The organism is Nonomuraea sp. NPDC052129 (assembly GCF_040680095.1).
Taxonomy (GTDB): Bacteria; Actinomycetota; Actinomycetes; order Streptosporangiales; family Streptosporangiaceae; genus Nonomuraea.
Window position 1 is genome coordinate 1 of sequence record NZ_JBFAVX010000071.1, and the last position, 11,023, is coordinate 11,023.

10 protein-coding genes and 1 tRNA gene are annotated in these 11,023 nt (G+C 62.3%); 6 read left to right on the forward strand and 5 right to left on the reverse strand.

The window, feature by feature from the left end:
• Positions 1–130 precede the first annotated feature (130 nt).
• On the reverse strand, positions 131–1,150 hold the full coding sequence (locus tag AB0L53_RS58890; RefSeq protein WP_364015734.1) for a D-alanyl-D-alanine carboxypeptidase family protein: 1,020 nt from the start codon (positions 1,148–1,150) through the stop codon (positions 131–133).
• A 1,267-nt stretch (positions 1,151–2,417) separates the two neighbouring features.
• Between AB0L53_RS58890 and AB0L53_RS58895 the strand changes: the two genes are divergently transcribed.
• From AB0L53_RS58895 to AB0L53_RS58905, 3 genes are all read left to right on the forward strand, one after another.
• Positions 2,418–2,490 (forward strand) — tRNA-Arg (locus AB0L53_RS58895).
• A 961-nt stretch (positions 2,491–3,451) separates the two neighbouring features.
• Positions 3,452–3,652 carry a hypothetical protein gene (locus AB0L53_RS58900; RefSeq protein WP_364015737.1) on the forward strand — a complete coding sequence of 67 codons (201 nt, stop codon included), beginning with the start codon at positions 3,452–3,454 and terminating at the stop codon, positions 3,650–3,652.
• A 946-nt stretch (positions 3,653–4,598) separates the two neighbouring features.
• On the forward strand, positions 4,599–4,976 hold the full coding sequence (locus tag AB0L53_RS58905) for an HAD family hydrolase (protein ID WP_364015740.1): 378 nt from the start codon (positions 4,599–4,601) through the stop codon (positions 4,974–4,976).
• Positions 4,977–4,987: 11 nt separating this feature from the next.
• On the opposite strand, the gene AB0L53_RS58910 is transcribed toward AB0L53_RS58905, so the two are convergent.
• Positions 4,988–5,701, reverse strand: a complete 714-nt coding sequence (locus tag AB0L53_RS58910; RefSeq protein WP_364015743.1) for a hypothetical protein — start codon at positions 5,699–5,701, stop codon at positions 4,988–4,990.
• Between the two features lie 686 nt (positions 5,702–6,387).
• Between AB0L53_RS58910 and AB0L53_RS58915 the strand changes: the two genes are divergently transcribed.
• Complete coding sequence (locus AB0L53_RS58915; RefSeq protein ID WP_364015745.1) at positions 6,388–6,888, forward strand: hypothetical protein; 501 nt, start codon at positions 6,388–6,390, stop codon at positions 6,886–6,888.
• 10 nt (positions 6,889–6,898) lie between these two features.
• Here the strand turns inward: AB0L53_RS58915 and AB0L53_RS58920 are convergent, their stop codons facing one another.
• Both AB0L53_RS58920 and AB0L53_RS58925 read right to left on the reverse strand, forming a co-directional pair.
• Complete coding sequence (locus AB0L53_RS58920; protein WP_364015748.1) at positions 6,899–7,192, reverse strand: hypothetical protein; 294 nt, start codon at positions 7,190–7,192, stop codon at positions 6,899–6,901.
• Positions 7,193–7,194: 2 nt separating this feature from the next.
• A complete protein-coding gene (locus AB0L53_RS58925) occupies positions 7,195–8,952 on the reverse strand; it encodes a hypothetical protein (protein WP_364015751.1) in 1,758 nt (585 codons plus the stop codon).
• Between the two features lie 232 nt (positions 8,953–9,184).
• Here AB0L53_RS58925 and AB0L53_RS58930 point away from each other — a divergent pair, with 232 nt between their 5' ends.
• Positions 9,185–9,847 (forward strand): DUF6461 domain-containing protein, encoded by a 663-nt coding sequence (locus AB0L53_RS58930; protein ID WP_364015754.1) that lies wholly within the window; start codon positions 9,185–9,187, stop codon positions 9,845–9,847.
• A gap of 62 nt (positions 9,848–9,909) precedes the next feature.
• On the opposite strand, the gene AB0L53_RS58935 is transcribed toward AB0L53_RS58930, so the two are convergent.
• A complete protein-coding gene (locus AB0L53_RS58935; protein WP_364015757.1) occupies positions 9,910–10,563 on the reverse strand; it encodes a tyrosine-type recombinase/integrase in 654 nt (217 codons plus the stop codon).
• On the opposite strand from AB0L53_RS58935, the gene AB0L53_RS58940 reads away from it, so the two are divergent.
• The gene (locus AB0L53_RS58940; RefSeq protein ID WP_364015760.1) at positions 10,556–10,909 is read left to right on the forward strand and encodes a hypothetical protein; all 354 of its coding nucleotides are present in this window, start codon (positions 10,556–10,558) and stop codon (positions 10,907–10,909) included. The genes AB0L53_RS58935 and AB0L53_RS58940 overlap by 8 nt on opposite strands.
• Positions 10,910–11,023: the final 114 nt, after the last annotated feature.

An 11,023-nucleotide genomic window follows, 5' to 3' on the forward strand; every position in this document is an offset into this window, starting at 1 on the left:
CATCCACCCACTCGATGCCCTCCGTGACGCCCTGGCCGGGAACCCCTGGATGCCACCGCAAAACGCCTGATCAATCACAGGCGTGAATGGATACGTCACCGGCTGTGCCGAAACAGATCTCGAACCTCGCCTAGAGAACGGAATCCTTCTTGGGGTCGTACTCCCAATGCCACGGCTCGAACGGGCTGCTGTAGGCCCAGGACGGATGGAACCACCCATACTTCTTGGAGTTGTTCTCCATCCAGACGAACTCCACCGACCGGAACCGCTCCACCCCACCACAAAGGTCAACGGCCAGCCCAAGACCGTGGTTGCTCCGCCCCGGAACCGCCGCGAACCCCGGCCGCCGATAGTAAACCGACTGCTGCTCAGCCAGGCTGCGGTACGCGTCGGTCACGCACATCTGCTTACCGAACCGCTTCCGATAAGCCTCATTCAAGCTGACGAAGGCGATCGTCGCATCAGCCCTGAGGCTCTGCCCCTTCTGCTGCAACGGACACAACATCGCCTTCGGGATCAACCCATTGGGATAGGAGTTGGCCGTCGCCGCCCGCAACGGATTGCACCCCAGCGCCGCCCGCCCGACCTTGTCGACCTTGATACCCATCTTCACCAGCGCCGCGGTCAACGACTTCACGATCTTGTCCGACCGCTGCCTGAGCGTGTCGATCTCCACCGCCATCTGCGCCTCGGCCAGCAGATTCGACGCCCGCAACTCCTGCGCCTCCCCGGCCAGCCGCTCCGTCTCCTTAAAGAGCGTGCTGGTCTGCTCAACCACCTGCTGCCGATTCGCCACGATATGAGCGGTGTTGGTCATGGCCCGCAACGTCCCCGCGTCAGCATCACCGGACAGGAACGGCGCAACCCCATCACCACCGACGGGCTGCTCGTACAACAACTCCGCCATCTGCGCCACCGGCTGCCGGATCACGGCGAGCTTCCTCTCCGCCTCCTGCAGCGTGTTGAGCGTGCCCGTCAGCTTCTTCTCGGAGGCGGCAATGTCGCTACGACGCTTCTCCAGCGCCTTGGTCGCGTCCTCAAGCTCCTTGGCCGACTTCTCGGCCTCCTTGCGAAGCTCGGTAAGGGTCGCCGGATCCCGCCGTTCGGCGTGGGCAGGCGTGGCCGCCGGCAGGATGACCAGGGAAGTCATGGCCATGACAACCGCGATCAGACCCGCTGACCGAGGGGATGGCACCGTCGACTCCTCCGTTTGCAACTCTGTTACCAGGGTCCGGCACGCACGTTACTACAGCCCTCCGAGTGCCCGGACCGAAGTCAGAAGAGCTGTTATGACCGCGAAAGAACCACTTTGTACGTCCAACTGCCTTCGCGGCTGCCTTCATGGGCTTGTCGTCGCAGGTAGGAGGGGTACATCACGGACAGATCCGCCCACCTGTGGAGCCGGTGCATCCTCACGGGCATATGGCCCAGTGGGGCATGTGATGACCCTGGGGGTGGCGCAGCGGTCATGTGCGGCATCCATTGGGGTGGGTGGCAGGGCAGGCGACTGCCGCACTCCTCACGGTCGGATCAACGCGCACTCGGTTTCACAGGCAAGCGGAGCCATACACACTCAGACGAGGCCAAGCACAGTCGGAACAGCACCATCTTCAGCGAACACATCAAGCAGGCCACCACCACTCCAAAACATCCGCCTCCCCTCCTTCACTTCCACCCTCACTTCCGTCTTCGCTTCCCCCTTCGGTCACCTCTCGCTTGGGCTCGGTCACTTCCCGATTGAGCCCAGCCACCTCTCGCTTGGGGCCGGCCGCCTCCCGCTTGGGCTCGGTCACCTCTCCCTTGGGGCCAGCCGCCTCCCGCTCGAGTCCGGTCGCCTCCCGCTTGGGCCGCCGCTCATGCTCCCGACACGACTTCCAAAGCCACGTATCCACCCACTCCCCCGCACACGCCTGCTCCGTACGCACAGGCTCAGCCGTAGTACCTCGCTCCACGACCACAGGCGCAGGAGGAGGCGCCACCACCCCCGCCTCGCCCTCCTGCAGTTGCGGCTTCGGAGCAGCATCGCGCACAACCGCTGGCACCACCCCCTCGTACCACCGATCAGGCCGAGCAGGCGCAGGCATCAAAACCGGCTCAAACCCCACCCACCCCCCAACCCCAGCCCGCATCCCCCGCTGCGCCGCCGCCCTCTCATAGCCGGTGAGCTCCCCCGCCAACAACCCCCCAGCAAGAATCCCCGGCGCCAACACAGCCGCAATCAACACGACAGGCCGCCTACGCACCTGACTACGTCGCCTTCTGGTCACAGACCCGACGCTATCCACGCGGGATGCGCAACAATCTGATCGCTTGCCATGCCTTTACTGCAGCTCAGAGCACCCATGACCCACCCCGCCAAACTCACCGCCGCCCCACGTCCCACACACTGCCGTAGTTTCGCTAGGCTTACGGGGTCCGCCTCCGTAGCTCAGGGGATAGAGCACCGCTCTCCTAAAGCGGGTGCCGCAGGTTCGAATCCTGCCGGGGGCACTCTTCTCCACCAGGCTTTTCGTGCGTTGACCTGCGGTTTCTCAACCGCAGGTCTTTTGCCTGCCAGGACCCTCGTAGGCCGCCGAGAGCACCCGTATGCAGCCGTAGGACCTTGATCAGGGGACATACGGGGGATGATCATGGACACGTTCCCTTCTCACAGCTTCGCATTGGCCGACCGTCCTCGGGCTTGTATCACAAGCCGACCGAGACGCTTCCCGGCGTCCATCACCACGTTGTCTGGACCTTGAGACTCCAAACCAACCTGCGTGGCTGCGGTACACAGCTCTAGCATTCATCCGATGAATCGCTCCGCGTAGTCCCCACCGCCAAAACGCCATGAGGGCAGAGCACACACTGGCCGGAGCAAGGAAGTGCGCGCCAGCGACCCGCCCGGGAGGACTGGACAGCAAGCTCAAGATCTTCAGCTGTTGGAACGTCACGGTTGCGCCGGCACACACCCACCAGAACGCTTCACCAATTATACGGGCCGCCATACAGGGCAGGCTCTCGGACAGCAGGCAGGACGCATCACGCACGGGCAAGATCGGAATCTTCGAGGAGGCCTTTAGCGGTCCTTCTATTTCACCCTGAACGCCGTAGGTCTCATCATTGATCAAGAGCTCGTGCTCAAATGCACAGCGCTCAGAAATTTTTACGCGCGCATTTGCCCTGCTCAAATGGGCCAGGGCATCCGCATTGGCCATTTCCCTGAGAAAGTACCCATCACAAGGGCATCGGATACGGCTACCATGAGCAGGAAACAAAGGCGGAGGTCCAGGCCTGCCTGGGCCTGGACCTCCGCTGGAACTGACTGCCGAATGGAATCCAGCGTTCAGAACCTGGACTAGCAATCCCAGTGTATCTTATGCGCCCCGCAGCTATTAGTCAGTACGGGAATCATTATGGGAATCCTACTGGCAGTCAGTTTCTACCACGAAATGGAAGAGGAGGAACTGACGTGAATGACAAACCAGACGAAGCCAAAGGCAACAAAGAACTAAGCGTTAAGAAGCTGCAGACAGACGCCGAATCTAATACAAACTCTCTCACGGAGCTTATCGTTCAATATCTCAAGCGTGGCGCGTGGCTAATCGCGGGCGCCATCATAGTAGTTGCCACCGTTCGCACTGGAGTAGAAATCACTCTTACTCTTCGCTAACTCCAACGACTGCAAAACGAAAAACAGAGGCAAATACTTAAAGTGCCCGTCGCCATGTGCGGCGGGCACGACGCGTTCACAAGCCATTGAACAAACGACGCAGGATGGACTGGAACCAAGATCGAATATCCCGCCGCCCACCCGCAGCCCCGTACAGGCCACAGCGCGGAGACGCGTCCGCCCTGGACACTCCTTCCAGCCCTGCGCTGCCGCGCCTTCCCTCTCAGCCTCAGCGCTTCAAGCTTTACGCCCTTTGCCCTTTTAGTAATCTATATCCCTATCAATGAGAGGCTGCCTAGATGGATGGAACTTGCCAACCGAGCGCTAGGGTCGTCAATACATCGGAGGTATCAGCCTACGAGGCCACGAGGTGCTCGACGTGGTGGTCCTTGGGCTCGACGCTCCCGCACAGGGCACCGGTTTCTGCGGGGGAACCGGACACGTCATCAGGCTCGACAAGCCGCTAGGGGGTCGCGTAGTGCTGGGACGCGACAAGCAGACTCCCCTCCAACGCCATCGCGTGCCGGACGTGTGCCGCAACAGGAATGAGCGGCTGTCCTCGTCCATCGGCGGTAGACGGAGACGAAGTCCGGGGCCAGGTTGGTGGTCGTATGGACCAGAGGTCGCGTGACCGGCTGCTGCGAGCGGCGGTCTAAAGTTGGCGTCGTGCAGCGCCTTGCCCTCTTTGACCTGGACAGAACGCTAATCGACCTCGATACCGCATTTCTCCGGTGGGCGGAGGAGTTCGCCGAGCAACAGCACTTGGGCCTCGAGAACCTTGCCTGGCTTGTCTCTCAGGATCGAGACGCGCACCCGCATCGAGAGGTCTTCTTCGGCAAGGTGCGCGAACGCTTCGCACTCGCGGAACCGGTCGAGGAACTATGGGCCGGCTATCGCCGACGCATGCCCCACCTCGTGCAGTGGCTACCCCGGCGTCTTAACCGGATTGGCCGACCTGCGCGCCGCCGGATGGCGGGTGGGGATCGTCACGAACGGCATCGCGGACAACCAACTCGGCAAGCTCCGGCGAACCGGCCTGGCCAACGCGGTCGACGGCTACGCAGTGTCGGGAGTTGAGGGCATCAGGAAACCCGAGACCGGCCTGTTCGAGATCACCGCTCAGCGGTGCGGAACCAGCCTCGCCAAGGGCGGTTGGATGGTCGGCGACAACCTCATCGCCGACATTCAAGGAGCACAGACAGCCGGACTTTGTACGATCTGGATCGATCGAGGAACATGGCCGGGGCACGAACGCCAAGCTGACCACGTGGTAGCCGATACCGTAGACGCAATCGCCATCATCCGTGATAGGCACGTGCTGTGATAGACGTTGAGCTATGCCGCTTCACCCGTGCGACCCGGCAGCGTTCCAGCCGCGGAACTCGCATGATCGAGGAGACTGCGGGATTCGTGATGAATGATCCCAGCAGTAGATATGGATTCGAGTTCGAAATGCAGCGCAGGCGAGCATTCAGCCATGATTCGGTCCGAGCGCCTCAAGCTAGACGCTGTTCGGGCGTTTTGTTCGACAGCTTCATTGAGCTGCGTCACGAAGGCGCCTGCGAACGCGACGCTTAAGAGCACACCCATTACCTTGCCGGTGTCGATCAATGCAGCGCGCAACCACCGTTTCTCATCATCTGGACTCTTCCAGACCCCGAAACGGATGGCTTCCCAGGCGAGGATAAAGGAAGCGGCTGCAGCGTATTGATAGCCCGCCCCCCAGGTGCCCTCGGCAATGACGGAGGCCACGACTAAGGCCAGTCCGAGCGCAAACGAGACTAGCGTGAGTCGGGTGGCGCGAACGACTCGCGGCATACGCTCGGCGACACCGCTCGGGACCTGTTCCGCTGAAGCCCGCTTGGGGATGAGATCCCTTGGACGTATCGCGCGAAACCGTCTTAGACCCTCCCTCCAGCTCTTCAAGAGCTCGCGCCACCGCCTGCACACCAACCCGGGCCGCTTGGCGATGCCCTTATAGAAAAGAAAGGTCTCGCGATTGGAGAGGAGAGAAACGAAGCCCACCCCTCTGATGTCCATGCGATCCACGAACTGTCCATTCCTCGCTCTTGCCTGCCAGCGAGGGATATTCATAATAACATGCCCGTCCGACATCCTACGGCCGGGCCTTTTGTGATGTCTGCAATATTTTCACTCGCCCGCAACCGGGGTTCTGCACGGCTTATCGGCACGCGATTGCTGAGTATGGTAATACTTACAGGCGACTGGCCAGACTCGGCCCCTCAACACCCAGAGCATCACCCGAAGTACAGCCATAAACGGCAGAAAGAGTAGTGCAAGGATAAGAGGCCAAGGTATCGGACTGACCGAATCCAGCCATCTGGCGAAGACGGCGAGAAGCTTCCCCATGAGATCCAGAAAGTCGCCCATCACATTATGAAGCCATCGAATTGCCGATAAATGAAGGCGAGTGTGATGTAGATTGCTGGTTAGTGTTTACTAGATGACGCCGCCATGACCACAACGTCCGGGACAGCCTCTTACTCAAATATGGCCTGGCCGTAAAGTGTCATACGGTGGGAATGACGCACGCCACCATCGCGCCGAGCTTGCCCAGATCACGCGCGACCACAGCCCCCGTGCTGCTGGCGTAAGCCCTACACCGTCCCAGCGACCCATCGACCGCCCTCAGCGCTCCTGCTCCATGAACGTATTCAGTGCCCGGCAAGCATACGAGGTGTACGTGGGAGTAGAGGTTAGGTAGTGTCCGGAGCGTGCGCCCAGATGCTCGCCAACTGTCCGTTGTTGCCGCAGTGCTCGTCTCTCTTGCCGCCCTGACAGGCTGTTCAGGAGACTCCGACAGGCCCACCTTGGATGAGGCCTCGAAGCAGCTCATCGCGGACGGCGACAAACTACTGGTCTCTCAAGATCTGGCCACCACGGGCTCCGCCAGTGCGACCGAACGAGCTAACCGGGATAGCGAAATAGGATGCTTGAAAGGCCAGGTGCAGCGTCTATTTCGCGCTCAGGGCGACCTCAAAGGCCTGCCATCTCAGCGCTCGCCGAGCAATGCGGCAGGTCTGATGGCGAGCGGATTAGGACTGCAGGGCTATGACACCATCGTGGATAACTCGGATCTTGCTGACGAGAATCTAGGCACAGCCGTGATGCGGCATCCAGTCTCCGGGATCACATTCCTGATAACTGTGCGCAACGGACAGAAGCCCAATATCATGATCGTCGGCAAGACCCGCTGTTACGAACGAAGCAAATGATCAGGCGCGCCTAACTGGGCATCTGAGCTGCCTCGGACCGCACAAGCTGGGCCTGCTTGCGAAGACGATCAGCCGTGGCTATGCAGCTTTCCCGGAGTACGCCGATCTCGCTGCGTAACTGCCCGGCATGAGAGGTGAAGCGTCCCGCAGCCGGCCCCTTCCAGAACGCATCGACTTCCTGAGGCCGTGCCAGCGTGCCGGCGAAGACTTTGTCCAGTTCCTCGGCAAACCGAGTGAGGGCCGTGGCGAGCATCTCCTTTTCTGCGGCCTGTCGAAGCAACTGGCTTTGGCTGGGGATGGTCACGCTCAACCTCCCCGCTGTTTCAGCGCCTTAGCCAAGGCATCATAAAGCCGCCCACGGAACGCCATACGAACCTCGTTTTGCTGAGCCTCCGTCAACGGCTTCTGACCGTGCTGATTCAGGGATGCGTTCACCCACTCAGCCTGTCGCTGCACGATGCGATTCGCTACATACTCTGCTGTCGCGGGGGTCTTCTTGTCGAAGTAATCCGTGATCACGCCCTTGAGTCCGTCCTTGGCCTCATCCAGCCCAGCGTCTCGGGCGGTGGCCACGTTGGCGTCCTGGATGGGCCAGTACTTGTTGGAAAGCCACGACACGGGCAGCAGCGCGACCCCTGCGAGCCAGTCGGCGTATTCGTCGTCGGTCCACTCGGCGTGCGTTGAGCCGCTCAGCATCAGATTCGCCGCGCCTCCAGCGAGTGCCGCGCGGGAGGTGTACTGGTCCTGGGTGGCCTCATCTCCGAAGGGCCGGAACCGGCCGATGTCCAGGCCTAGCGTGTAGTCCTGTGACGCTTTCATCAGGATGTTCGCCGCATCCTTGTCCTGCATCAAGCCGCCCATGAACCGGGAAGCATCATCGGCGGCGAGGGTGTCCCATGGCGATGTCGGGAAGGCCGACTTCAGCTCGGGGGAGTCCCGCTTGGATTGTCCACGGGCGAGCTGGTCGAGATAGGGGGCCACGTTCTTGGCCAAGGTCTCGCTGATCGGGGAATCCTTGATCGTGCCCCACGAACCGCCGATCCACGGACTGTTTTCGGCGCCCATCCCCCGGATGATGTTGAACCAGGCTCGATCGCGAACACCGGCTGTTCCGGCGTTTGGGTTCAACGCCTTGTCCAACGCGCCAGCGAGCTTCGCTTCGAGGCCGGCGACGCCGCTCATCCGGGCGCGCTGGGGATGCAGGAGCCAGCCTGCGGCGTCCTTGTTGTCAGCCAGCAGCGTTTGCAGCGCCTGCGGGTCTGCGTTGTACGCCTCCACCAGAGCGTTCAGGTTCCAGTTGGGGCTCGTCGGAAGGTCTGCCCCCAGTGGACGGCCCAGCACGCGCAGCGCCACCTGGTTAAGGAGTCTGCTCGACGGCTTGGACATCGCGATCATCGCGGTCAGCACGCCCGGCTGAGTAGATTCCATGAACTTGCCGCGCCACTCCTCCCCCAGCCGCCCGGCGCGTTCTGCGTTGGCGTATGCCTCGGCCAGTGGTCCCAGACTCTCCCGGCCCTGTTGGAGCACGGCAGGCGGAAGCCCTCTGTCCATGGCCGGACCTTTGTCCTTCATCCAGTGCATGAACAGCGCGCGGAACTTGTCCGGCCCAAGGGCGTTCAGCAAGGCAGCGGCGTACGCGGGATCGTTCAGCTTCTCCTTCGTGGCCGCCGTAGCCGCAGTGACCTTCCGCCAGGTCTCTATGGAGCTCTCGATCTCATGCTGCTTGAGTGCTTCTGCGATGGGTTTCGCGTCGGCTTTCCCCTGACGTGCAGCCTCGGCTTCGCTCTCGAAGGGCAAGAACACGCTCAGCAGGCCATTTCCGGAACTCGGAACCATCTGCTTGAGCGTGTCCATCCGCCATTTGAGATCACGCTGCGTCTCGTCGAAGAACGCCCAGGACCGGTGCATGGCCGCAACCCCCGCGGGGCCGGTCCACGTCGGACCCGCTTCGGCGATGGCCGCCTCCAACCCGTGCCGCGTGCGGCCCAGGACGTCCTTGCCGCCCTCCATCTCGCGTATGAGCTGTTCCGCCCGGCTGGGGTCGATCCCGACGAACTCCCCCATGGACCCTCCCGGAGGGTGTGGTTTCAAGGGAGGAGTCAAGCACAACAGCTAATCCCGGTAAATGCCTCACACATCCCTATAAACAACCGGAATTACACGCACTGTGGTACTAGAGACCTTCAATGGTGAGGGTTATATGGCTTGGTCTGGGCGTAAGTCGGCAGCGGCCTGGTGGAACCGTCCCAGCGAAGACCGGCGATCTTGTCGGTGAGGTCTGGCAACATTTCATGGCATGACGACCGACCTCCTCGCTCCCTACCGGTGGTTGCAAGGCCCTGATGGGAGTCCGCAGAACCCCCTGGGTGACATCTACTGCGTGTCGTTCTTCCGCGAGCTCGACCCCGTGGAGGTGCTGCGCAGGTTCGGCTCCAAAGAGGCGTCCGGGCGGGAAATGACCTTCCGGGAGCTGGACGAGGAGGTGTTCGAGTTCGTCGAGGAGACCGGCGGCGGGCAGGGCGGTGGTTACGTCGGAGTGGTCAAGGTCGGTACCTGGAGCGTGGCCATCGAGCTATGGGGCTGGTGCGCGACATCGTGGGAGACCGCGACCATGCTGTCCCGCGGGTGCGAGATGGTGGCTGTCGGGCGGCACGACTACGCCGAAGATTCATTCTTCTATGCCGTCGATGGCACGGTTGTCACCAACTTCATCCCGAGTTGGCCATGCGATCGGCACGGCAGTGACGCCAATCGGCTCAACGAGCTGATGCGTGCGGTCGGGCTGCCGCCGCAGGAGCCTGAAGACGACGCGAAAGGGGAGGAGGTGTGGGATGACTTGTCGGAACACGGCCTGGCCCGGGTGTTCGCGCTGGCGGCCAGAATCACCGGCGTGTCGCTGACCCCGAACCTACTCGACGGTCCCCTACTCGTCAGCGCCATCGACGAGGGCCTCAGTTAGAACTAATAGTTGCAAGACGAACCGGCCCCGGACGAGCGGGGCCGGAAGCGGATGAATGCGGGCTATGTGTCCAGGGCATCGTGGATCTTGCCGTTGATCTGCTCCTCCTGGCCATCCATGCACTTGGCATAGACCCGCAGTAGGACGTCAACGCTGTGTCCAGCCCTCTTGGCGACTTCCGGAGCCGGGACACCGGCGTTCAGCCAGAGCGACACCGCCGCATGACGGAGGTCGTACGGCCGTCCGGCCAGCGACGAGGCGACCTGAGCCGGAGTGAGCGCGAGCTTGCGGGCTTCCTGCCAGACGTACGAGTGCGCCGAACTGGAGTAGGTGCCACCGGTTCTCGTGCTGAAGATCCTCCCGTCCTTGGCGGTGCCGAACTCAGCGACGTGCTCACGGAGCATGGCCACCAGAACGGGCGGGATCGGGATCTCACGCGTCTCCTTGTCCGCGCGGTGCTTCAGACTGCGCGACTCGTGAGTCTGGCCGGAGTCGGTCCAGCGCTTCGTTGCCTGCGGCCGCGCCTTCTCCAGGACGATCAGGCCCCAGCCTTTCTCAGGCAGCGTGCAGTTGGTCAGCCGCAGGTCCGCCGCCTCTTCCGGCCGCAGCGCCGCGTAATAGATGCAGGCGAACAGCGCCTTGAGGCGAGGACCGCGCTTGCGGCCCACCTCGGGCACGGCGTCGAGCAATTGCCGGGCTTGGACCGGGTTGACCACGGTGCGCGGGTCGACGACCGTGACGGCCTTCGGAGCCGTCCATTATCGGCTGAAGCACAGGACCACCGCACCGACGCCGAGCGCCAACGTCAAGCATCATCCGATACTGACTCCGGACTGCATCGTCACAAAGAACCAGGTCAGAGGCCATGAAGTTCGAATGGATGAGAACTTTCTCTACGTCTTTAAAGGCGGCCCGCTGCGCGGCCCGCCGGGCGCGCCGGTCGGCAAGCGTGCCCGGCTGCGGCTCTTCGGCCGGTCCGGGCACGCACCGCCCGCGCGCCCGGAAAGCTGGCACAAGTCCCCAGTCAACGCCGTGACGATCGCTCACTTCGGTACTCAATAGACATGGTTGGGGCGATCGACTGTGGGGTCGGACCGAAGCGCGGTGTCAGCATTGCGGCTGGTCCGTTTCTCCGGCCCGCCCTCCGAACCCGGCGTGCGACTTTCACCGCACCGG

Coding starts and splice junctions, on each gene's coding strand:
- AB0L53_RS58890 (WP_364015734.1), bottom strand. CDS start 1,150: ATGACTTCCCTGGTCATCCTGCCGGCGGCCACGCCTGCCCACGCCGAA.
- AB0L53_RS58925 (WP_364015751.1), bottom strand. CDS start 8,952: ATGGGGGAGTTCGTCGGGATCGACCCCAGCCGGGCGGAACAGCTCATA.
- AB0L53_RS58930 (WP_364015754.1), top strand. CDS start 9,185: ATGACGACCGACCTCCTCGCTCCCTACCGGTGGTTGCAAGGCCCTGAT.